27 protein-coding genes are annotated in these 22,321 nt (G+C 58.0%); 3 read left to right on the top strand and 24 right to left on the bottom strand.

Features of this window, described 5'->3' with window-relative positions; all coding sequences use genetic code 11:
- Positions 1 to 52 precede the first annotated feature (52 nt).
- Positions 53 to 1,183 (top strand): tyrosine-type recombinase/integrase, encoded by a 1,131-nt coding sequence (locus FNL56_RS21425; RefSeq protein ID WP_143582336.1) that lies wholly within the window; start codon positions 53 to 55, stop codon positions 1,181 to 1,183.
- 921 nt (positions 1,184 to 2,104) lie between these two features.
- A complete protein-coding gene (locus FNL56_RS21435; RefSeq protein ID WP_143582338.1) occupies positions 2,105 to 3,070 on the top strand; it encodes an HWE histidine kinase domain-containing protein in 966 nt (321 codons plus the stop codon).
- 185 nt (positions 3,071 to 3,255) lie between these two features.
- Here FNL56_RS21435 and FNL56_RS21440 read toward each other — a convergent pair whose 3' ends face one another.
- From FNL56_RS21440 to FNL56_RS21515, 18 genes are all read right to left on the bottom strand, one after another.
- Positions 3,256 to 3,444: a PilZ domain-containing protein gene (locus FNL56_RS21440; protein ID WP_441351243.1), complete on the bottom strand. Its 189-nt coding sequence runs from the start codon at positions 3,442 to 3,444 to the stop codon at positions 3,256 to 3,258.
- Positions 3,445 to 3,539: 95 nt separating this feature from the next.
- A complete protein-coding gene (locus FNL56_RS21445; RefSeq protein WP_143582339.1) occupies positions 3,540 to 4,619 on the bottom strand; it encodes a GGDEF domain-containing protein in 1,080 nt (359 codons plus the stop codon).
- A gap of 110 nt (positions 4,620 to 4,729) precedes the next feature.
- The gene (locus FNL56_RS21450; protein ID WP_143582340.1) at positions 4,730 to 4,936 is read right to left on the bottom strand and encodes a hypothetical protein; all 207 of its coding nucleotides are present in this window, start codon (positions 4,934 to 4,936) and stop codon (positions 4,730 to 4,732) included.
- 216 nt (positions 4,937 to 5,152) lie between these two features.
- Positions 5,153 to 5,353: a hypothetical protein gene (locus tag FNL56_RS21455; RefSeq protein WP_143582341.1), complete on the bottom strand. Its 201-nt coding sequence runs from the start codon at positions 5,351 to 5,353 to the stop codon at positions 5,153 to 5,155.
- On the bottom strand, positions 5,350 to 5,787 hold the full coding sequence (locus FNL56_RS21460; RefSeq protein WP_143582342.1) for a hypothetical protein: 438 nt from the start codon (positions 5,785 to 5,787) through the stop codon (positions 5,350 to 5,352). Before FNL56_RS21460 ends, FNL56_RS21455 begins: the two co-directional genes overlap by 4 nt.
- Before the next feature lie 15 nt (positions 5,788 to 5,802).
- Positions 5,803 to 8,088, bottom strand: a complete 2,286-nt coding sequence (locus FNL56_RS21465) for a phage tail tape measure protein (RefSeq protein ID WP_143582343.1) — start codon at positions 8,086 to 8,088, stop codon at positions 5,803 to 5,805.
- A 139-nt stretch (positions 8,089 to 8,227) separates the two neighbouring features.
- Complete coding sequence (locus tag FNL56_RS21470) at positions 8,228 to 8,554, bottom strand: hypothetical protein (RefSeq protein WP_143582344.1); 327 nt, start codon at positions 8,552 to 8,554, stop codon at positions 8,228 to 8,230.
- Between the two features lie 9 nt (positions 8,555 to 8,563).
- Positions 8,564 to 8,785, bottom strand: a complete 222-nt coding sequence (locus tag FNL56_RS21475; RefSeq protein WP_143582345.1) for a cold-shock protein — start codon at positions 8,783 to 8,785, stop codon at positions 8,564 to 8,566.
- Positions 8,785 to 9,369, bottom strand: coding sequence for a hypothetical protein (locus FNL56_RS21480; RefSeq protein ID WP_143582346.1), 585 nt, complete (start codon positions 9,367 to 9,369; stop codon positions 8,785 to 8,787). The genes FNL56_RS21475 and FNL56_RS21480 overlap by 1 nt, the downstream gene beginning before the upstream one ends.
- An 11-nt stretch (positions 9,370 to 9,380) precedes the next feature.
- Positions 9,381 to 9,683, bottom strand: coding sequence for a gpW family head-tail joining protein (gpW, locus tag FNL56_RS21485; protein ID WP_143582347.1), 303 nt, complete (start codon positions 9,681 to 9,683; stop codon positions 9,381 to 9,383).
- Complete coding sequence (locus FNL56_RS21490; protein ID WP_143582348.1) at positions 9,680 to 11,416, bottom strand: phage portal protein; 1,737 nt, start codon at positions 11,414 to 11,416, stop codon at positions 9,680 to 9,682. Before FNL56_RS21490 ends, gpW begins: the two co-directional genes overlap by 4 nt.
- A gap of 5 nt (positions 11,417 to 11,421) precedes the next feature.
- Positions 11,422 to 11,781, bottom strand: a complete 360-nt coding sequence (locus tag FNL56_RS21495; RefSeq protein ID WP_143582349.1) for a hypothetical protein — start codon at positions 11,779 to 11,781, stop codon at positions 11,422 to 11,424.
- On the bottom strand, positions 11,774 to 13,606 hold the full coding sequence (locus FNL56_RS21500; RefSeq protein ID WP_143582350.1) for a phage terminase large subunit family protein: 1,833 nt from the start codon (positions 13,604 to 13,606) through the stop codon (positions 11,774 to 11,776). Before FNL56_RS21500 ends, FNL56_RS21495 begins: the two co-directional genes overlap by 8 nt.
- Positions 13,603 to 14,094: a hypothetical protein gene (locus tag FNL56_RS21505; protein WP_143582351.1), complete on the bottom strand. Its 492-nt coding sequence runs from the start codon at positions 14,092 to 14,094 to the stop codon at positions 13,603 to 13,605. Before FNL56_RS21505 ends, FNL56_RS21500 begins: the two co-directional genes overlap by 4 nt.
- Before the next feature lie 364 nt (positions 14,095 to 14,458).
- Positions 14,459 to 15,055, bottom strand: a complete 597-nt coding sequence (locus FNL56_RS21510) for a hypothetical protein (protein WP_143582352.1) — start codon at positions 15,053 to 15,055, stop codon at positions 14,459 to 14,461.
- 7 nt (positions 15,056 to 15,062) lie between these two features.
- Positions 15,063 to 15,221 (bottom strand): hypothetical protein, encoded by a 159-nt coding sequence (locus FNL56_RS27835; RefSeq protein ID WP_168204688.1) that lies wholly within the window; start codon positions 15,219 to 15,221, stop codon positions 15,063 to 15,065.
- A 1-nt stretch (position 15,222) separates the two neighbouring features.
- Complete coding sequence (locus FNL56_RS27840; protein WP_168204689.1) at positions 15,223 to 15,369, bottom strand: hypothetical protein; 147 nt, start codon at positions 15,367 to 15,369, stop codon at positions 15,223 to 15,225.
- Positions 15,369 to 15,584, bottom strand: coding sequence for a hypothetical protein (locus FNL56_RS21515; RefSeq protein WP_143582353.1), 216 nt, complete (start codon positions 15,582 to 15,584; stop codon positions 15,369 to 15,371). The genes FNL56_RS27840 and FNL56_RS21515 overlap by 1 nt, the downstream gene beginning before the upstream one ends.
- Positions 15,585 to 16,042: 458 nt before the next feature.
- On the opposite strand from FNL56_RS21515, the gene FNL56_RS21520 reads away from it, so the two are divergent.
- Entirely contained in the window at positions 16,043 to 16,423 is a 381-nt protein-coding gene (locus FNL56_RS21520; RefSeq protein WP_143582354.1) for a hypothetical protein, read from the top strand.
- Positions 16,424 to 16,542: 119 nt separating this feature from the next.
- Here FNL56_RS21520 and FNL56_RS21525 read toward each other — a convergent pair whose 3' ends face one another.
- The 6 genes from FNL56_RS21525 to FNL56_RS21545 form a co-directional block, all read right to left on the bottom strand.
- Entirely contained in the window at positions 16,543 to 16,875 is a 333-nt protein-coding gene (locus tag FNL56_RS21525; protein ID WP_143582355.1) for a hypothetical protein, read from the bottom strand.
- Positions 16,876 to 17,442: 567 nt separating this feature from the next.
- Positions 17,443 to 20,010, bottom strand: a complete 2,568-nt coding sequence (locus FNL56_RS21530) for an AAA family ATPase (protein ID WP_168204690.1) — start codon at positions 20,008 to 20,010, stop codon at positions 17,443 to 17,445.
- On the bottom strand, positions 19,994 to 20,275 hold the full coding sequence (locus FNL56_RS27845; protein ID WP_168204691.1) for a hypothetical protein: 282 nt from the start codon (positions 20,273 to 20,275) through the stop codon (positions 19,994 to 19,996). Before FNL56_RS27845 ends, FNL56_RS21530 begins: the two co-directional genes overlap by 17 nt.
- Positions 20,272 to 20,799 (bottom strand): hypothetical protein, encoded by a 528-nt coding sequence (locus tag FNL56_RS21535; RefSeq protein WP_143582357.1) that lies wholly within the window; start codon positions 20,797 to 20,799, stop codon positions 20,272 to 20,274. Before FNL56_RS21535 ends, FNL56_RS27845 begins: the two co-directional genes overlap by 4 nt.
- Positions 20,789 to 21,574 carry a hypothetical protein gene (locus FNL56_RS21540; protein WP_143582358.1) on the bottom strand — a complete coding sequence of 262 codons (786 nt, stop codon included), beginning with the start codon at positions 21,572 to 21,574 and terminating at the stop codon, positions 20,789 to 20,791. The genes FNL56_RS21535 and FNL56_RS21540 overlap by 11 nt, the downstream gene beginning before the upstream one ends.
- On the bottom strand, positions 21,574 to 22,320 hold the full coding sequence (locus FNL56_RS21545; protein ID WP_143582359.1) for a hypothetical protein: 747 nt from the start codon (positions 22,318 to 22,320) through the stop codon (positions 21,574 to 21,576). The genes FNL56_RS21540 and FNL56_RS21545 overlap by 1 nt, the downstream gene beginning before the upstream one ends.
- Between the last annotated feature and the right edge of the window lies 1 nt (position 22,321).

Raw genomic sequence — 22,321 nt, forward strand, 5'->3', positions numbered from 1 at the left:
GTCGTCATCCCACAGGTCACGGTTAGGTTCCATTTACGGGAACCGATTTGCAATGCCGCGCTCGCTGCCAAAGTACGTTCAGGCGTTCACCGACCGACACAATAAGCCTCGCTTCTACTTCCGCCGCGCAGGCGTGAAGCGCCAGCCACTGCCCGGCCTGCCCTACACCCCAACCTTCATGCTCGCGTACGGCGCGGCCTTGGAAGCCTCGCAGCTCGCAGGCGTGAAGTCTGGCAGCAAGGTGCGACTCAGTAAGACGGAAGGCCCCAAGGTCGCGCCGCTGCCGGGATCGATGTCGGCGCTGGTCGCCGAATACAAAGCCTCGAAATACTTCGGCAGACTGGGGCCGACCACCATCAAGAATTACACCCGGCTCTTCGACAAGCTGGAAGCTGAGGTCGGCACCTTCCCGGTCAAGAAGATGCGCCGGGCCGACGTCGAGCGCATGATCGACCGCAGGGTTAAGGCTGGCGGTCCCGAGGCTGGCAACAGCGTGCGCCGCGTCCTGAAGCTGCTCATGAAGGTCGCGGTCCAGCGAGGCTATCGCGAGGACAACCCCACCCTTGGCGTCGAGAAGGCCGAGGCCCCCTTGGGAAAGAAGGGCTACCGGACGTTCAGCGAGGCCGACGTGTCAGCCTTCATCGCCAAGTTCCCCTTGGGCACCCGCCAGTACCTCGCCCTGTCCCTCCTGCTCTGCACGGCGCAACGGCGGTCCGACGTGGTCAAGCTCAGCCCCAAGAACATTGTGGGGACCTATGACCCGACCGACTTCGCGGGGCGGCGGCTGGCGCTGACCCAGATCAAGACAGGGAAGCAGCTGGTCATCCCCATCGCGGATATGTTGCGGGAAGCTCTTGCGGTCGCGGCGGTGCCGGCCGGTGCGCCAGCTTTCATGCGGACAAAGGATGGCAGAGCGTACACCCCCGAATCGTTCTCCAACCTTTTCAGCGCGTGGTCTAAGCGTGCCGGCATAACCGAACAGGCTTCGCCTCATACCCTGCGCAAGGCTGCAGCTCGCCGGCTGGCACAGGCGGGCTGTTCCGTCCACATGATCGCGGCCATGACCGGCCACGACTCCCTTGCCGAGGTCGAGAACTACACCAAGGCAGCCGAGCAAGAAGGGCTGGCTGACATGGCTATGCTGCAGCTACAGCGTCCCAAGGGTTTACCTCAACCTCTGTAACGAGGTCGTCGAAAGCGGCGTCGAGCCGCTTCATATCCCAGATCACGCAGCCGCCCAGCCTGACAGGCTTGGGCATGATGCTGTCGGTAACAAGCTGGTCGAACTTCGAAGCGCTCACCCCGATATATGCGGCGGCATCCTCGCGTCGAAGGCCTCGACGGGGGCGATGGTTCGGTCGTTCAGTTGCGGTAGGCATGGTGATGGATTTCCTGCCCGGTACTCAGTCGGGGCGCGGGGAAGATGTTGTTTCTAATTTTTCTAAAGGTCGTTCGTCTTAAGGCTTAAGCCTTGCCGCCTGTCCTGTCGAACGGGTGGAAAGCTGAGCGGACGATAACCCCGAGCTGATGCGCCTGGCATCAGACGTACTGCGAGGCCTGCGGGATGGCTCTCTCCGGATCACCACTTTGGGCGCTAACTTTGCACTTTACTGCCAACCACCACGTGAGCTACATTTTGAGAACTACTATGTGCCACGCTACGGGTGGCTTAACTCGCACAGCTTTGATGAAATGCGTCGTAAACCCTTCGTAAGTCTATGGACGCCCGAAGATGTTGCACGTCTGGAAGCCCTGCTAGATGCGGGGGCCTCTGCAGTACGTGCGGCTGCCGCAATGAACCGCACAATCATCTCTGTTCAGACGAAGGCAAGGCAAATTGGGAGACCGTTTCCGCACAAACGTGCCGTTAAACGCGCTACGCTTGTGAAAGGGATGGCGGCACGTCCCGGACCCAATTGAAAAGCTGAGCGGACGATAGCCAAGGCACCGTTGCGGCCCTAATCGGGCCTACCGCTGGCCTCGCTTAACGCATAGACGAGAAGTTCGCTAACCCCTATTGTCGTCTTCGCGGGCGCTACTACGCTCGCCGAGCCAGTTTTTGAACTAAGATTTTTTTGGTTAGTTGCGTCGGCGTGGGGGCAAGATGTGGGACTTATCAGCGCGTGAATTTGCGAACAACTTGCCCGCGCTTTGTTGGATCGCCCAACCCGATGGCTACATCGCTTGGTACAACAAGAGATGGTACGAATTTACTGGCGCAACCGTTGAAGAAATGGAAGGCTGGGGCTGGCAGTCTGTCCATAAGCCTGAAGAACTTCCTGGGGTACTTGAGCGGTGGCGCGGCTCGATATCCTCTGGAGAACCGTTTGAAATGGTTTTCCCGCTGCGGAAATTCGACGGCACCTTTACTCCATTTCTGACGCGGGTAAATCCTGCGAGAAATGAAAGCGGTGAGATCACTGCTTGGTATGGGGTCAACACCGAAATAACCGAGCAAGTGCAGGCGGAAGATGCACTCGCTCTGCTAGCAAACGAGCTGAGCCACCGCATCAAAAACATATTTGCCGTCGTTTCGGGTTTGATATCGTTCTCAGCACGATCCGTCCCCGCCTGCCGAGAGTTTTCATTTGAGTTATCAAAACGAATTGCTGCATTGGGCAAAGCACACGATTTTATTCGCCCGCACAATGCTTCATCATCCAAGCTCATCGCCACTTCAATGTTCGACCTCATTCATCAGTTACTTGCCCCCTATCAACGAGACGAGCGAATTCTCATTACCGGAAAAGACTTGCAGGTGAACGAGCGAGCGACAATGTCTCTTGCTCTGCTTTTCCATGAGCTTGCTACCAACTCCACAAAATACGGATCGCTATCGACTGCGGAAGGCCTAGTCGAGATTTCTACAGAGGTAACCGAGACCGCGTTGAAAATTAATTGGGAAGAGAAGCGCGGTCCTCCGGTCGCAACTCCAATGAGTTTAGGTTTCGGCTCAAATCTAACGCGAATTAGCATCGAGGCGCAGCTCAGTGGGAGAATTACCTATGACTGGAAACCGAAAGGATTGATCGTCTGTGCATCCATACCCTTGGAGGCCGTGCTACCATAGCCATTTTGAAGAAGAACGTTTTGCAAGTGACCGACACAAGATTTTCTTAATCTTCCCGCAGTACGAACATGGCGGGGATCGGCCTCATGTGGCGCGGTCGATCTCTGTTCTCAAAACAATACAAGCCGTCGCGGTGATATCGTCGCGGCGGCTTCTTTTTGTTACCGACATAGTCATGGGTCTCGCTAACGTGGCGCATCACTGATAAAGCGCACACCTATAGTATTTTCTTTGCGCCACACCACTTCGCAGGAAAGTACCACCGTTTCCATCTCAAGTACCAATGTAAATTTGTCGGGAATGCCGATTGGGCTTGTCACACCGAGCGCAGCGCCAGTTTTCGAGACGTTTCGCACAGGTGCACGTGATCGCACCGCCGTTCGCGAAAGTCATTCTGCCAGCCTTAAGCACACGACGGCGCGGCGCAATCCGCCCCTCCGGCTGAACGTCCCCCTTCGTCGTGCGCTGATCAGGCAACGTCGTGCTCGATGATTTCATCTTCTGAAACAGTTTGATTGCGCCCCATCCGCTTTGCCTGATACAGGCCTTTGTCGCAGCGCACGACCATTTCTTCAGAAGATTCCCCTAAGCGATATTGAGCAACGCCAATGGAAACAGTTACATTGCCAATTTCGGCCCCAGATACGCGCTTTTTCAATCGAGCATCAGATATTCGTTTGCGGATGCGTTCAGCTAGTTCTTTCGCGGCGTATAGATTGACCCCCGGTAAGACCGTGATTAGTTCCTCGCCGCCGTAGCGTGCTGCCAAATCCGACTCTCTAACACTGCTTTGCAGAACATTCGAGACGAGCTTGAGAACCTGATCGCCAATTTGATGACCGTGACTATCATTGAATTTTTTAAAATGGTCGATATCAATCATGAACACACTAAGCGCACCTCCTGTCTCCATTGCCCCTATCAGGGCCGAGCGAAAGAAGTTTTCTAACGACCGACGATTTGCCAAGCCGGTTAAAGAATCGGTATTCGACCGCTCCTCCGCCTCGTGCAATGAGACGCGAACCTTCTCCAATTGTTCAGATGTCGATGCAAAATTTGCTTCCAACGCAGTTGCGCGTGAAGTAGCTTTTGCCAGCTCGCCGACTAATCTAAGAATGATAGGGCGAGGGTCCGTAGCAGACTTACATTCGACAGATGCTTTACTTAGGTCCGCGATTTGAGTTTTGTTGTCCGCAATAGCTGCTTGCAGAAAATTTCTCGCACCACTTACGGCGCCATTCAACTGTTCCGCTGCGCTGCCTACATCGGGGGAGCCGGTTGGCGTCCCGATGAAGGTATTGAAAAGTTCTCTATCTATCGATGCATCAAACTTTTGCCTGTTGCTCAGCATGACATCGATAGTCTTACGGAGCATTGGCGGCGTACCCAAAGTATATGCGAACCAAACGCTGAAGTTGTCAGGCGTTGCTGGCACTGACTGTTGTGACATGGTTCGAAGTGCCCGGTCGGCGACATTGGCCGAATATTCTAGGTCCATCTCATCAAAACGATCCAAAACCATAAGATTTCCCGCTACTAAATCATTCATTTAGACGAAATCTTTCTTAAGATTACGTTTAATTCGCTGCCACGCATTACCAACCCAAAAAAAACCGGCAGCCTTTTTCAGGCATACCGGGCTTGATGTTGTCAGCGCAATCAGTGGCGGGTGATCTGTTGGGGGGCTTCCAAGAGCCAAGCGAAGTATTTGTCGGCGGTGTACGACGTCTCGCAATCGGTCTCTTGGGGATGGCCGCCGAACGACTGCAAGAGTGTTAGTCCGTTCGCTGTTCGGCGCACCGTCTCGACGCACGGATAGCCGTCGAGGTTATAGCGGCGGGTCGCAAGGGTCATGGTGGCGGTCATCGGGGTTGCTCCTGTTTCGATAGCAGGAGACTCCCACGATATGGGCAATCTGTAAAATAGGCTTGTAAGGTGACAGACCTAACAATCGTTGCTCTGCAAACACCCGAACCGCCTGTGCCGCAACTGCAATTCTCGTTCTAATCTGCGGTCGCGAACCTCACAATTCCTGTCACCGCCGTTGTAATAAAACGGCAATTTTTCTTTTCTGTAAGGTGCTCACCGGTTGCCCCCGATCAGTGCCGAATAGAAGCCGTAAAGCCAGTGGATCGCGAGGAAGGTGACGGCCCCAAAGCCCAGCGTTAGCCCCGCGCCCGCAGCCATATGGATAGCTGCGAGCGGAAGGTGGGGCCACGCAATGACTGCCAGCGGTGCGCCCGACAGCAGCACGACGGCATATGTCCATTGCACATCCGTCATCGTGCCGGCCGGTCGAGTTGACCGCTGCGGCCCAGCTGAACGACATCAAGTTCGATGCGGCTGATACCGTCAGGCTTCATGTCAGTGATCTCCCATTGCGTCTTGTCCCAGCAGCGTTCAATCCGATAGTGCTGGCGAAGCGGGAACGGCAGTTCGCACGCCTTCACTGAGAAGCACGGCTTTCTTGTGCTGATCAGCGGCGCGAGGTCGAACTCCCTGTTACCAGAAGCCGGCTCGCCCTTCTTGCTGAACGCCATCACTGCCTTGTGAGTAAACACGGCAGTGATAGAGAACGGCAACAGCGACGGGTCTGGCATAGATGGGAAGTTCGGCTTTGCCGTGTAGGGAAAGACGGTGACCGTCTCCCCCATGGTGTCATTGATAGCAGAGGCCATTTCGTTCGCGGCCTCACGGAAGTAACTAGCGAAGGTCACTGCCTTGCTCCTGTGTTAGTGGTGCCCGCCTGAAGGGTTGCCAGTTGATACGGGTTGAGCACCATTGCTGCCGCCCATGTTGAAGCCGGTCTTGCCGCTGCCGGCCTGTCCCTTCAAGTGCAGCACTGCGGCCTCTAGACCATCGATCTTTGCCATGAACATCGGCGACGGCGTAAGCGAGATGTTCGCAGTGATATTCGCCTGCCCCGTCATCTCGCCTGTAACAGTCACCGGCACGCTGGCAGCGGGGGCCGCTGTTCCATCAACCGTGTCCCGGTTATCCCACTTTTCTCGGAGTTGCTTGCGCAGAGCGCCATTGCCGCCGCGACGCGTGGCCTGCTCGACATTAGCGTTACCGCGTTCTGCGGCTTCCTTGGCTTGCTGGTCCGCCTCTTCGATTGCGCGTTTCATCCGATCTTCGGCATCCGCCTTGATAGCAGCCCGAGCGGTGTTCGATTTGCTATGGTCACGGTCTACGCCTTGCGTCTTATCGCTGGTCGCTTCATAAATGATTGGCACAGCAGCAGCCACGACAGCTCCGACGACAAGGCCCTTTGCGAGCGCACCGACTGCTCCTGCAATCTTGCTGCCAGCCGTTGCAGCCGCAGCGACAGGGCCGGCGGCAGCAGTGGCAGCAGTAGTTGTGACAGCGCTGGAAGCAATACCCGGAATGCCTCTTGTCGCGAGCAGGTTCAGCGATGCAGCCGCACCAGCTGCAGACGCCCCCAACGATATGACGCTCGCGACGGAACCGAGCGCAGCAGCGCCAAGCCCAAACACGCCACCCGTCACCGCTCCCATCTTCACGTTGTCCGGTAGAGCGTCGAATGCATTCACGATCTTAGTGACAGCCCCGACGACACCTTCAATCGGTGTCGCTGCCAGCTTGACAAGGTTCTTCTCTGCGCTGTCCGCTGACGATGCTAGCCTGTCCAGCGCGGCCCCAAGGCCCTGCTGACGTTCGGCCGCGATCTTACCCGCAAGTCCGGTGCCGTTGTCCAGCTCTTCGCGGTTCTTCTTATAGGTGTCCAGCGCACCCTTGAGCATGTCGAACTTCGCACCCTGCTTTACGCCCAGATAGGCTAGCAGTTGCTCCGGCGACATCTTCTCCAGCATCTTCGCTAACAGCGCATCGCCCTGCAGATTGGTCTGCCCGAGCTTGTACTGAGATTGCGCCGCCGACGTCACATGCTTGGCGTCGGTTTTGGACAGCTTCCCGTCGGAGGCTTCGACCGTTTCGACTACAGCCTGCGAGAAGTTGCTGCCGCTCTCCAGAACCTTGCTGACGTCCGCGTCGATCTTATCCTGTAACGCTTTCTTTGCAGCCGCACTTAGAGCCTTGCCAAACTTGCCCTTCATCGTATTGCTGACAGCATCAGGGGTAATCGACTGATGGTTAGAATAGTCGTCGTAGTTGATGCTCGCAGCTTCGAGAGCGCGCCTGCCTTCCAATGTCGGAGACAGCAGCCGAGCATAGAGCTGACGCTGGAACGTTCCGGACTCATCGCCGCTGATCTTCGCTCGCATCAACGTCATCGCGATAGCAGAGTTGGTCTGCGGCGATACATGCGCAACGGACGCCATCGCTCCAGAATACTTGGTATTCGCTTCGATATCGTCTGCGGACAGTGCGCCTTTCTTCATCATCACCGTCGCCCGGTCGGCGGCCTCTTTGAACTTCTTGTGCGCCTCCGCGACGTTGTGCGGTGCTTCCTCTTCGCCTTGAGTGAAGACCATCGACTCGATCAGCGTCGCAGCCTTCTCGAGCGGAATGTCGAGCGCCTTGCCGACCGTGATCGCGTATTGAGTTGCGGCCTCGGTCATCTCCGCGCTGAACTGCCGCTTAACGAACTCATTCTGCGCGTGCAGCGTCTGCTCGACGGGAACACCCCGCGTCTTGGCTGCCTCGACCCGCTGCTTATCCAGCATGTCCATGTCTTGGGCATTGTAACGCCCATCGGATCGATTGTGGTCCGTCGAGGCTGCCTGTTGAAGCCGCACTTCCTTGTCGTATTTGCCGTAGTCGAGCACCTTGTCTTTTACTTGGTGCGCGACCTTCCCAGACAGATAGCCGCCAGCGATGCCCGCAATGTCGTGGTGCATCTTCTTGATATTGGCAAGCGTACTAAGCTGCTCTTTCGCTGATCGGTTCGCCGTCTTGAACGGATCGACGTTGCCGCTCCTTGCAAGAGCGGCGCTGGTTTCTGCGGCGATCATCTTCGCCATCGCAGCGAGTTGCTTTAATGCCGGTGAAGCCTGATCATCGACGATGATGCTGGCTGTGACGGTCGGGTTTGTCATCGTCCACCTTTTTGCTTCTCACGATCCTTGAAGAGATCGTTGCCAGCCATAATCCATGTGTACAGGCGTGAAAGCGAGAAGGCCTCGACCGTGTCAGGGTCGAGGCCATAGTCGAACACCAGAATGGCGCTCGCTCGTTTCACGCTTCCGTGGGGTCCGATCCGGCGACTCCGATGATCAGGTTGGTTGCGGCGTTGCGGAGCAAGAAGTAGTCACTCGCGCTAACCTTCCCGAGGATCATGTCGTCAAGGCCCGACATGTCCTGCAGGAACTTGCCGAGTACCTTGTGATTGTAATCGAACTCGACGCGGTCGCTTTGGCCCTCGTTTATGACACGCATCTTGAACGGCTCGCCATGTTCGAAGAACGAACGGGCCTTCGGTTCTTTCAGCGTGATGGTGGTTGCTTCCCCGCTATGGGTGAGCAGCGGGGACTTGAGGGTGACGGTGACGGTGGGTGCAGACATAATAGCTCCTTAAAGCTGGGGTGCGGGAAGTGAGATGTTCGTGGCGCAGGCCTTGCCTGATCGGCCGTCGGTAGACAGTTCGTAGTTTATGGGATCGCCTTCGCGCAGGAAGAAGATGCCTGCGCTTATGACGTCGCGGATATGCAGGAAGACGTCTTTTCCGCCACCCTCCGGCGTGATAAATCCGAACCCCCTGTCGGCATCGAACCAACTAAGCTCGCCGGTAGCCATTAGTTCGCAACTCCAAGGATGGCGCTGATCGTCGCGCGGGCGTCGAGGCCGACCGACGCGAACGCCGATCCATAGCTAACGCCGGTCTGGGAAACGATGGAGAGGCCGAGCTTAATTTTCCTGGCTTCGACCGCAGCCGCCTCGTTGCCTTTTTGGCCGTTGCGGGTCAAAGCGGTAACTCGCAATTCTGCACGCCTGTTAAAAGATGCTACGTCGGCGGCGGACAGTTTCGAGGTCGAGGTGGTCATGGTGGTGTCGTCCTGTTCGGTGGGAAGGCCCCGCAACGTGGCGGCAGCACTGGTGAGGGAAAGGGTATCGGCGGTGAAGTTGTCAGCCAGAGCGGCAGCGGCAGCCGGTCGGCCTTGAGCCTCAGGCAGCGCGGCAACAAGTTGCGAGAACGTCATGGGTCGCGGTGTGTAGCTCGCGACGGCCGGCGCTGGCTTGGAGACTGATCGACTGGTCGTCTGTGCGCTTGCAATCGTGAATCCTTTTGCTTCTGCGGCTCCGATTGTTTCCCGACTACCGTCAGGCATGATGCACATGCTGCGGTACGTCGGACAGCGCGTTGCGGTCTTCGTTGTCATGTCGTATGTCCTTAGCGATAGCGGTTATGCGGGAAGCCAAGTGAACCGGCTGGCCGTCGTGGCGTCCCCATTGCACGGCCCCGATTGTTCACGGTGCCGTCCCCGTTGCACATGTGCTCCAGACGTTGCACTTCCAGCCGCAGCTCTGCTACGTTGGTCTGGTGATATCGCAGCGTCTGATCGCCAAAGCGGATTTCAGCCCGCGCCTGTCCCGCCATCAACGTGTATAGCGCAGCTCGCAGTTGCCCCAGATATGCGCAGGGGTTGTCGATGTTCGGCGGCGGGGTCGCCACCGGATTGCAAGGGTTGGTCATCGCTTCGGCTTTCTCGTTCGCAACGGTGAAGCTCCGCCCTCGTCGGCGATGTCTTCAGCTGCAATGTCATCTTCGTTGTCCGGTGTCGGGGCGGTCGGCCCCTTGGGGTTAATCTCCTTCGGCTCGCGCCACAGGCCCAGCTCTTTCAGCACCCGCATCTCCTGTGCTCTCTCTTCCGCAACGGTCTCAAAATCCAGACCACGCTCTGCGAGAGCTGACGACAGGGTGCCGAGACCTTCCTCGATCTCCAAAACAGTCGCTTGGGCATCTTTAAGTTTGTCGGCCGATACTTTACCGATACCGAGCCATTTGCATTCGTGGTACAGATGCTGATTGCCGTAGTACGGCACGACACCGGCTGGCATTTTAATTTCATTGGTAGCAAGGGCCTCTTCAAGCCACGCTTCAAAGGTCTGCTGATAGAACGCCGCCGCGATGTCTGCTCGCCGTTGCATCGTAATGCGATGCGGCGTTTCTGCAGATAGTCGGGACGCCGAGAAGCTCGTCTTGCTATAATCCCCGCTCACGTCTTCGGCCGACATGCCTGCAGACTTGCTTGCTTGACGGCTCAAGCTGGCATCGAACTCCAGATATCCCGCAGACGGGTTCTGCGCGCGGTGCAGCTTTAGACTGTCGCCCTTCGGCAGCGGCGCGATACTTCCCAGCTTCGGCGGCAGTCGCGCGTAAAACGCTGCGCGGTCGGCTTCGGTGCTGCCTGCAATAGCGACGCCGCCCGGCTGCTCATAACCGAGGCCGTCATCGACCTTGAGATTATTCAGTGCCTGTGCACCCGGCAGTGACGACTCCAACGTGATGGCAATTTGCGCCTGCACGTTCGCACTGGTCAGCGTGGTCTCTTGCAGCACCGCTTTCGACTGCGCTGGCGTCAGCGCAGGAGCTACAACCGGATATCCCCGCACCTGCGCACCATCTCGCAACTGGAACAGATAAATCACGTTGCGCCGCCCAAACCCCGTAAAGGCAGGAATACGCACCGGCAGCGGCGTGTACAACGTGTGCCCCATAATGAACTCGCGGATGTGGTACGCGATTACGCGACCGTCCCCGTTGAACTCGACCCCGTTCTGCACAGCTACACCATCGCGGCCCTTCTCGAAGTTCCGCTGCTGGTCGAGCTGGCTGGTCTGCAACAGCTGCACCTTCGTGCGGGTCCGCGAGTTGGCGACCTTTTTCCAGCGCAGCAAAGCCAAAACCTCACCAGACCGCATGAACGACTCGAAAGCCGCCGAGGCTAATTGATCTAAATTGTGTCGGCCAGCGAGATCAACTTCTAGGGCATCCTTGCTCCAACGAATCCACGCTTTCTCAATCTGAGAGCCGAACTTGCGCGCAACGTCGGGCGATAACCCCAACGCTTCCGGGTCGAGCTTCATGCTGAGATTGAGGCCGGTGCCGACCGCATGCGTCACGCCGTTCATAATGATCGTCGAGATGATCGGGTCACTGATGGCAAGCTGCTGGCTGGCACTGATCGCGGCGTTGCGGTCGCGGCTGAGATACCCGCCGGTCTGCAAGGTGTAGCTGCCAGCCATGGAGCGAAAGCCCGACCAGACATCACGGTCCTGCGAATTATCGTTTGCCGATGACGCGAAGCCAGACGATGGCAGCCCCTGCGCAAATGTTGACTGCGACAGGAGCGCTTTTGGCATCGACGGGGTCGTCAGCGCAGGCGACCCCATAAATGCAGATTTCACTTTCGATAAAAACGACATTTCGATCAGTCCTCGTTCAGCTTGACGGTGTAGCCCTTGGCGTGATTGAACGCCTTCATGCTGCCTTTAAGCTCTTCAAGGCGTGCAGCCTTGGGGTCGCTGTTCATGCTCGCCGCACCGGTGTTGCCGGTGAAGTTCACGGCCTCGCGCTCCATGGCCATCAGGAACTTTGAGCTTGCGTCTTCCGGCATCTTCGCGAGCAGGTCGAGCACTGTGTCGGTCGTCAGGTCGGTGTTGAGCGCGAGCTGCAAAGCCGCATCGCGTCGGGACTTGCCGACTTCGGAATTGACGATGCTGCTGATACGGGCACGCTCGACGGCCACGATGGCGCTGACAGCGGGAGTGTTGGGTGAGAGTTTAGCCACGTTGGCCTCCGGTGTTGAAGACAGCGCTCATGACATCAAGAGCGTCTGCAGTTGGTTTTGGTTGTTGTGCAGTGGCAGGCTTACTGCGGTCCGGCTTCGCGAGCGTGGCGACTGCCGAGGCGTACACGCAACTATCAAGCGCCTCGTTTGCCCGCACCGTTTTCTCGAAGCGGTAGCTGACGAAGCCATGCTTTGGCGTCCCCACCAATTGTTCGGATGCGAGGCCGTCGAAATAGTCCGTATCCAAATGCGATGGCAGATGGATGTAACCGGGACCGACGGCCTGCATTGATAGCCGCTTGGCAATCGACAGCTTGAGGCCATCGACCCCAATCAGCAAAAGCCGGACCACGCCTTTCAAGCGACCACCCTCGCGGGTAGCAGGCTTGTCGAAGCCAGCCGTTCCTTTGATTGCATAGCAGCGTCGCGATTTCTTGCGTTGCATCAACACAAACTTGTTGACCTGATCGGCGCTGAACCCCGAGTCGATTGCGCTGATCTGTACGGGCAACGAGCGCCCGTCCAGCAGCTGAAAGCGTTGACCGAGCGCGTCGTCGAGGTCCAGCCAGACCGTATCTGCGCTGGTGTCCCCGCGCAGGATGATGTGGTTCAGCACGTAGGCCTGGCCCTGCTCACCCTTTGGCCCAGAGTGTCCCGTCGCAAGTATGGTACACTCCAGCCGGTCGCCCTGAACGTCAACGCCAGCGCAGACGTGTTGAATGTCCGCCGGGTATGGCGCAACGATCTCAACAGCTCGTTGCTGTAGTTCGGAAGACGACAGATCGATCTCAGTTCCCGCGTCGTACACCTCGGCGAGTGTGGTATTAAAAAAGCTCTGTTTCATCTCCGGGGTGGTCGCGGCGTCGAATTGCGCGGCCACACTGGCGAGGGTCGAGAACTTGGACGCCAATTCGTTTAGGTGGTACGAACGTACACCGGGTTCACCGAGCGCAGTGGCGACCCATGTTCCGCCGTCCACCATTTTGCGCTTCGTCGTTTCATCGTGAAGGCATCCGCATTGCTCGCACATAAGCTGTGCGGCTTCTGGCTTGCCCTGCTCCCACTTCAATTGCTCGAATGAGAGCGGCGCGCGGTGGTCGCAGTCGGGACAGGCAACAAAGAACCGACGTTTATCGCCGCGTTCGAACCACGCAGCAACCCGTGACCCCATACGTGATGTCGGGGTCGAGATGATCACCACCTTGCGGCCTGCGTTCTCAAACGTCTTCGTTCGTTTGATGGCGAGCGAGACAGGATCACCCTCGACGCCGACCGACTTAGCGAAGCGGTCCACTTCGTCGAGGAACAGATACTTGATAGCTCGCGCCGCGAGGTCGTCCGCCTTGAAGCTCGATCCGAAGTCGATCTGTCCGCCGGGAAATGTTTTCGACGTCAGGCTGTCAGCGCCGCCGGTTGATCCTTTGCGGGTTGCGACCCCGCGGCCGACCAGCGCGCGCAGCGTAGGGCTGGCTCCGATCAGCGGGTCGATACGATTTCTAACAAGCTGCTCCGCTTTTGAACTCGTAGGGCTGACGTGCAACGCAGGTCCCGGATCGCTCGCGATCACATAGGCCATCTGCGCATCAGCCGACAGTGACTTGCCCACCTGCGACGAAAGCATGTAGACGATAATCTCACAGTCGGTCGCCGCAATGCTATCAACTAGCTCGTGCTGGTAACTGGCAAGGCGAAGCGGCCCCGGTTGGGCATTCGCGCTGGACGGCAGCACTATGTTGGCTTCGGCGAAAGCAGATGGCGCGATAAGCTCCGGTGGATTGAAGGCCCCGAGCAGTGCCTGCATTAATGGAAGGTCAAATGCCGTCACGAAAGCACCTCGTCGAGAAAACGGTCGGGGTCGGCAAGCTCGCGCAACGCCGTCCGTATCTGTTCGTTGATGATGCCCGCGATGGCCTGCGGGTCGGTGGACCCCGTGATCAATGGAGCGATGCGGTAGCCGAGCGACAGCAGCGAAGTCCGCACGGCCGCGATCAAGTCCGTTGCGACGTTGGTGACTGCTTCGCGCTCGACAAGCTCGCCGACGCGCACCCGGTGCTCAAGCTCCAGCTTGTCGGCTCGTGCCTCTTCGGCGCGTGCCCGTGCGTTGGCGAGCGTGTTGGTTGAAGTGGTCGCGAGGGTGGTCTTGCCGGACGATGCCGCATGCCCTGCAATTCGCGCAGGGTCAGCGAAGTCTTCAACAGCTGCGCGCAGGTTGTCCTCGTTAAAGCCGCCACGACCATGCGGCAAGTCGGCGGCAACGGCTGCAGCCTTCACGGTGTTCGGCGAGATGCCTAGCTCATTTGCGAGCGCGTTCATTGATATCTGCGACATCGAAAACCCCATATTCAGATCTATTTGTGTAGTTGTTTTAATGAAAGGTGCGGCGCAGTGCGCCGCCCGAGCCTCGAAAGGGTCGCTCAGGAGGACCCACGACCTATTCCGTGGCTTCGACCCAGTCGGCCATGGCCACGTCGTGGGCTCTGCTTTGCCTGCGGGGTCTTCACGCGCGCGACGGGGTTCAATCCACACGCGCGTGCTCCCACGACGCTATGCGAGGCTGCACATAGCGATTGGTAACGACAGCGCGCCCCTGCGGTGCAATTCCCGCTGCTCGCGCATGAGCGCGCTGCCGAGCATGCAACGAGGCGCTGGAAGACGACCGACGCTGCATGTGTTGGTGTTAGTTGTTCGACCCGCTGTCGCTCGACGGCATGCCGCCCGATAGCACGGCCTGCACTGAGGCGGTCAGTTCGTTCTGTAGTCTAACAGAAGCAACCTTTTCCCAGACCTTGCGAGCCGCGCCGCCCGCCTGCGCCATGGCCGTGTTTGGGTTCTCGGCGTAAATACCATGGAGCGCGTTGCGGCCCTTGCCCTTCCGCACGACCACGACGACGCCACCGTTAGCACGCAGCAAGAAGGCTTTCTCGACGTTCAGGTGAGAAGAGCCGCCGCCGGTCACGCGATGCGTCGAGGCCCTGAGGCCAACGCCCTTACGAACTGTAGCACCACTAGTATTCATGATGCCGACCTTTGCCTTAGCGGCTGTCCACGTAGTAACCAATCGAGACGGCGATGCGGTCGAGAGCGCACTGATGCTACGCTTGGCTCTTGCGCTACTCACCCCCTCGTCTAACGAGATCATCTCGATGGCTGCCGTCCTAGCGGCGCGCGATGCCTTGTTAAGTCCAGATTTCGCCGCCAAGCGAACCGTGTATGCGCTAAGCTCTGTCGCCCACTTGATGAAGTTGACAGCGTCGAGCTTGACCGTGATGCCCATGCGCCACCTATCGGCGCGCGAAGCTGGCGGTCAGGCTGCGCCACTTGGCATCTTCGAGCCTGTTTGCTTCGTCGGCCTTCACTGCGTTCGCAGCCATGTCCCGCATCATCTTGAATGCCGAGCCGGTCAGCACCTGCGCCAGCGGCGCGTTGATCTTGGTCTGCATGTCATCGTATCCATTTCAGAAGTGGGAAGCGCCAACGCGGCGCGGCGGCTGATCGGCCAGCTTGTTCGGCCTGCTCTGCTGCCTTCAAGAGGCTGGCAGCGAACATCACGATCAGCGACGGTGCGATCTCATGAGCGGTGTTTGCCATCAGAAATCCGCCAAGCCTTCATTGCGCAGACGGACGGCCTCGCTGATATGCAGCACCAATACGTCGCTGCCGATGCCGTTCGTGGCAAAGATCGCGCCGCCGATGTCGCTCTCGACGTAGCCGGTCAACCCGCCTTTGATGACGCCGCGCACTTCGACGCAGTTGTTGGCCTCATAGCCGGAGTGGGTGCTGTATTTGGAAAAGACGACGGCCATGCTGGCCTCCTGTTGATTGTTGATTGTTGAATGGGTTGGGGCCGCGCCCGGCTGGTGCCGATCGAATGAACGGCGCACACGGCGCGTCGGCTGCGTTTGCGACCCCTGTACCTAAACGCAAACCTTTTGGGAGTAACTGGAGTAAAAGGCCGAGCCTCTCGGAAGCCCGCCTGATAGCCTGACCGTTGACCGGCTGCCGATGTACGGCGAGGGCGCGCACCGTCGAGCTGGTGGCTGCTGCTGGCGCAGCGTGGTGGCAATGATCGGCCCAAGCATCGACCTGCGCAGAAGGCACGCCGCAGCGTACCCCGAAATCATACGGGGTAGGCAAAAGTTGCTTACGGAGTGACGAATCGGTTGTTTTGTAGCATTGTCGTCAGATGCCGTACGCAACAAGTTTCAACAAGCGCCAACTCTGCTGGGTTTGCACAGCTAAGATGATGTGGTCGGAATCGTGGATGGCGAATATACCCTTTTTAAAGTGCCCATTTTGCGGTTTTCAGCGGCAATACGATTTTCGTGAGCAGGTGCTATTACAGACCGAATGCAGTCCTGAGTTGACACCCGAAGTTCGTGCAATTCCGGAATTTTTGACACACTTTGTCGTGAGCGCAACTTACCGCCAACTTGAGCATTTGATAAAGGTACGCGCCGAACAGAGCTACGGGCCTTGGCCATCTGGCATGACTTTGTTGGCATTCGACGATGGTTATGGTTGGACCGTTTCCATTAGCCCACCCAAAAGTGCCCAAGAGGATTTTTATCGCTCACGCACCTTCGGCATCGTGATGCTGATGTTCACGGAGTTTGAGTTGGACCTGCCTAGAATGGTGGCTTAAGCTGAGTTAGGTTGTTCCCCTAACGGAGGCCGGCTGTTACTTTAGGCTGAATGTTCGCGGATCAACTATTGCAATAGTCGACCGCTTACTAACACTCACGCCCAAGCGCCACCGGTCGTTTAAGTTGGGCCGCAAGAGATAATGTCACTTCCGATATTCGACACGACTTGTTTGGCTTTAAAAACGACGATGTTCAGTTGCAACTGTTCGACGGTCAGCGCCATGCGAGGATCGCCATGTGGGAGGCTGTTTATTCGTTTTCCGATTATCGCAATCAACGCGGTCAACTCGTCCAATGCGAGCGAAAGAACTTCTACTGCCTCTTTTTGTTGTTCTCGAACAGCAACGATTTCCGATTGATCCTCAACATCAGAGGTTGCTCGTCCTACAGACGGAAATATTATCAGTTTTCCCATAACCGACCTCACCACTTGGAAATTATGCTGCGTCATTAAAGTTCCAATTCTACATTCAGATCGTTAAAGAACCCTGACCCTTCAAGCGCGCCGTCTATCCCTGTCCGCCTGGACGACCAGCGCCGGGGCGACCGATATCCTGAATGATCGCGCTGATGCGTCGGTCCTGACATTCCCGCAATGGGTCATCGCCGAGCCGTGTTGAGCTGTCCGGGTTCGGGTTTTGGTCTGGCAGACTGTGGTCGAACCGGTGCCTGCCGGTGCCCATAAGCTCGTATAGTTCGCGATAATGAGGGATGTGCTTATCTTACTGCTGTTTTTCTGACCGCATTCGCCTTCCGGTCGGGGGAAGCTCTCCAAGCTAACCCCCAGACCGGCAGGCTCTGGTGAATTTTGAACCGGCAGGCACCGGCAGGCACCGGCAGGCGTAGGTTCTAAGCTTATGTTATCGCGACCTAAAAGGACCGGCAGGCACCGGCAGAAAACCGGCAGCCTACCGGCAGGCTGGACCGGCAGGCGACCGGCAGGCGGACCGGCAGAAACAGGCCATTCCTGCCGGTGTCTAGAAGTTGCAAAGTTGGCCTTAAGCATTCAGCCCGCGAGCTAAATCAGGGAGATGGTGGAAGGCTTTCCGCCCTCTCCGGTCAGCCTGATCGCGCCACGTTTTTCGCTCAACGTCTTCAAGGCAACTTCCAACTGAGACTTGCGCTGTCTGTCGCGCTTATCCCGTGCTGCCTTATTGGCGTTGTTAGGCACCTTGGAGCGGTTCGCGAAGTGATCCAGCGCAAAGGCCAGCCGCGACCGTAGGACGTTCGACTGAACGCTGTAGGCGTCCCGCTGGTCGCACGTAGCGGCTTCCCGGTTCAGGTAGTCCGCCAAGAAGTCCGGCAGCCCGTCATGATCCATACAGAGCCGCAGCATGGCTTCCGCGTCGGCTTCCAGCTGCGCAGTCGTCTTGCCCTGTGCTTCGCCGCCATCCTCGACGTCGTCACCAAAGGCAGCCGTTGGGTCCGCCTCGCCGTGGTGTTTCAGGACCACAATGCTGTCGGCGGCATACCCATCGCGAGCGTTGCCGGCGTCGTGGCTGGCCTTCTCCAAGATGAGCGCCGGCCCGCCGCCGAGAACAAGATTCGCCTTCGACCCCAGCTTGACCGACATATAGCGATGCGCAAACCGTGGCGGCACATTCGCGACCTCGCAATCATCGGCGCTAACCCCGTTGATCACGATAGAGATACGCGCCGCATTGATAGCTGCGCCGCCACCGCGAGCGTCGAGCGAGTCCACCTTGCCCGCCGACGCTGAGCTTTTCGTGGTGTGGTGCGCTAGACCGACCGCGATCTCCTTTCGCGTGGCGATCCCTGCGAACATTCGAGCGATGACATCCAAGTCTTCGTTGGACTCGCTGGTCGTGTGCAGTGAAGCCAATGGGTCGAACAGCGCCACCTCGATGCCGTGCTCATCGATAAACGACTCGATGGCATTGCGCTCCAGTGTAGTGATCTTCACCGCGCGCTTTTCGTCGTAGCTCGCGAGGCCGAACGACCGCTTTCCGGACGGGTCAGCGCCGACCGAACTAAACAGCTTGAGGTTCGAATACACGCTGGCACGCTCCTTCGGTGTAGCTTCATGCTCGCGAAGGAATGCTTCCACGCCTTTTAGCATGTCCTTGATATCGTCTTCACCGTTGACGATAAGTATCGGACGGGGCCGAATGAGCTTGGCGCGATCACCGGACAGATAGTCCACGCCAGCCGCAATGCAGATCGCGATGGCACGCAACAGCGCCGACTTGCCAGCGGCACCCGGTGCGATGATCATCGTCAAATACCCCAGCGCGAACCAATGCCGATAAACGTAGCGGCGCGGCATGCTGGTCGCGAGGTCGAAGGGTCCACTGAGTGACACGGGACTGAACAACGCCGTAACGGTTTTCTGTACGGCCTTGCTGCTTTCGTCGTCGTCGTCGTCATCGACAGCGCCGAACGCTTCCCCTGCTGTGCTGGCCGTACCGACCGACAGCAGAGGCTTTGCTGCGCCCGTCGCCATAGCATCAATGATGCCCTTGGCAATTCCGTTCTCACCGTTGTCAGCCGCGCCGCCGTTGGCGTGGTATGCTTCGACTAGTGAGAAGTCTTCATCGTCGGAAATAATGTCTTCGGCCTCGAAGTGACCGGTCCAGAGCAGCCCGCCGATGGCCTTTGCAGCACCGAGGATTGCGCTGCGCCGATTGGTGTCGCCTCCGCTTTCCAGCTCGCACGCTTTCGCGACCTGCTTTTTCACGTAGTTAACAACGGCACTCGCGTCGAGGTCGTTGGAATCATCCGGCCTCTTGACCTTCGACATCAGGTCTTCAAGACCTTTGGCCGATGCCAGCGCGCCTTTCGCCGATGCTTCGATCAGTTTGCCTTCGTTGGCGAGCTGGGTGTGCAGCTTGTCGAGCGAATGCTTGATAGCTGGCTTGAACGTCAAAACCCGCACGACTTCGTCGATGCGCTGCACTTCGCCAACTTCGACGGCCTTCTGCACGCCGCCGGAGAACGAGACCGAGCCGGCCAGCCGAACCAACTGCGAAGAGTTGTTAGCTCCTACGTCGAGCTTGCCGTTTACGCTGATCGACTTGAGCACGTCCCAAAATGCCTTATCGTTCGGTGACGCCGGTACGTCGAGACGCATCAGGCCTTGCAGTCGCAACGTCGGCACGCTGCCGGTCGCATAGATGAAGCCCCATGGCGCGGCAGCTTCAAAAGCTGCAAGCCGAGCGTCGTTGCGCTCTTCGCCCGTCAGCTCGCGATTGTAGTCGAGGTCTTTGTGATCGGCCTCGCCCCACACAACCGGCCAACACAGAACGTCTGCGCCCTTGGAGTGCGTGCCATGCAGACCCTGAGACGCGCGCTGCACCTTCTCACCGTCTGGCTTGATCAGTCCAGCGTGAATATAGGTCTTCTCGCCGCTGTGCGTCCGCTCCGTCACGTACGCCGCGACCTTGTGGAATTGCGACAGCTTGAAGAACTTGCATTCGCCTGCGGTGCTGCCAACTTCAATTCGGCCATTGGAGTATTGCGTTTTATCCAGACCGCCGAACATGAAGTTCAGTTGCTTGATGACGTCTTTCGTGTTCGCCTCGACCTGTAAGCCGAGCAGTGCGTCGTAGTCAGATTTGTCGAGCATGTTCGTACGTCCCGGCCTTGTGCTGCTGCGCAGCGTAATCGATAAGGGCCTTCTCAGCCCACTTGTATATATGAGGCGACCGGCTGCGCAGCATGTGCGCGTGCGAGCTGGTCTCAATTCGTTCGCCATCCCAAAGGATACTGAACCAACTGCGAATGCCGGGCGCGATCACCACGAAGGCCATCGGCGTCCCGCCTTTCCGCAGTTCGTACGGGCCGACTTTCGCAAGCACATCGCCCCGTTCAGGTTCTGATAGTTCGGTCATGACGCGACCGCCTCCTGTACATGCCGCGACAGAGCGCGAAGGTCGGAATGGTCTGCCTGTTTCGCAGGATCAACCGGGTGCAGTAGTTCGCCGAGCTTCTCTCCTTGAGAGGCCAGCACTCTACGGTGCTTCTCAACCGTCGCAGCCAAGCCCGTGCTATCGTTCAGCGTCACGTCGTATTCGTCGGCGACGGCCTTGAGGCATTGGTAGCCAAGCGATCTAAGCTCTGCGCCGCACCCTGCTGCCAGCGCCACGGCTGCCGTCCTTGCGTCGGCAACCCTGACCGCGCCGTCACCCGGCAATGCTGGCGTATCGATCACCAAAACGTACCGGATCATTTCGGCGCGGCTGCCGAGAACAGAAAGAAGCATAGCGAGCATGCCCTCCGGCGATTGGTTGGTCGGCGAAAGTTGGAACACGTCCGTAACACTTCTGTTGCTGTGCGAGATGGCAAAGCCTGTTCGGCGTCCCGGCGTTACGATCAGCGTGCTTTCGCCCAAAATCGGGATAATGTTATTGCGCATCGGTGTATTCCTTAAGTTCAGTCTCGACATCTTGCCGGGCTCCCATGGAAGGGTCACGGTAGCGCTGGCCCTGTCGGCTGCGCGCGATGAAGGACCATTGTGATTCATGATTGTCGTCGAAGTCCGCTTCGTCAGCGACAGCTTCGGGGTCGAGGCCGTCGTTAATGAGTTCGGCTATAGTGGTCGCGACCCGCAGACGTTGAGTTGACGAACATTCCACCTCGACGATGTTGTCGGCGAGGGCCGCGAAGAATTGCGCCATCTGTGCCATCGCGCCCGGTTCGTCTTTCGCATCTGCAAGCCAGAGACACAGTGCAGCTTCTGTTCGGGCCGCAGGCTCCCGCTGCACCAATGGACACTTTGCTTCTGCGAGCCTAACGGTGAGCGTATCCGAGAACGCGGCGAACATCCGCGCCGCAAAGACGGCACGCCCCGGCTGCGATCCGGTATCCGCGAGCGTTCGGCAAAGCGCCGACAGCTTCATGCCGTCCTTCAAGATGTCGGACAGCGCGACCATTACGTCGGCGGCTTCGTCTTTCGCCTTCTTGGTGGTGACCGCGCGCCGCGTGGTGCGGGCCTCAATTCGGGCGGTCTGCACTGCAAGACTGATATCAATCTTACTGTGCATGTACTTCTCGATCAGTTTAGTCTGCTCGCCTGCCGTCGCCTTGGCCAATAGTTGATAGCCAGCTTTGCAGTCGAGTGGTGTACCGGCGACCATGGCCAGACGCTTGACACCGATTTGTTTCCGCTCGAACGGGCTAATCTGTTGCATTAGAACGTCCTTCGATTGTGCGGCAGCTGCAAGATGGGTTTGGCGACGGCCACTCGCGTTTCGTTGCCCAAGGCGTCTTCCGACACGACAGGGAAAAATACTTCGCCCTCGACCTGAAAGGCTTCTGGCCCGTTGGTTGATTTGATCAGCGTGAGCGTCCACCAGTCGCCTAGGCGTTCGACATGAGCGATACAGTCAAACTGCTTTGCGAGTGATCGAAAATGAGTCATGAAGGTCTCTGCCGACGCCGTCATGGTCGCGACGATGCTATTATCATCTCGCAAGTTGCACACGACGTGGGACATGGCCTGCGCGAGAATGCGGTCGTTAGCCTCATATCCAATTGGCGCGACGCGGTCGAAGTCATCAATGGCGATGACTACAGGACCACCCTCGTTGTTCTGACGGGCGACAATCCGCAACTCTTCGAAGTTGGGCTTGTTCGGGAACGAGTCTCCGTAGTCGCACGGGGTTGATGCGAAAGTATCTCGCAGCTCTTCCATCTCGCTGGCCTCGCCGGTCAGTGCGAACGCAGCATCATCAAGTCGCTCAAGGCTGCTCCAAGTATCAATCCTGACCGTCATCTTTCCTGTCGCCAAGCTGCCCCAAGGTCGGCCCGACGCGATTGCCCGCGACATGCTGCTAAGCACCGCCGTCTTGTAGCTGCCAATATCGCCGATGATCAGCAGCGATCCTCCTGCGGACAGGAACGGGTGCAGTGGTGCGGTTGGTGTGGTCGTGGTCATC

This window comes from Tardiphaga sp. vice304 (assembly GCF_007018905.1).
Classification (GTDB): Bacteria; Pseudomonadota; Alphaproteobacteria; order Rhizobiales; family Xanthobacteraceae; genus Tardiphaga.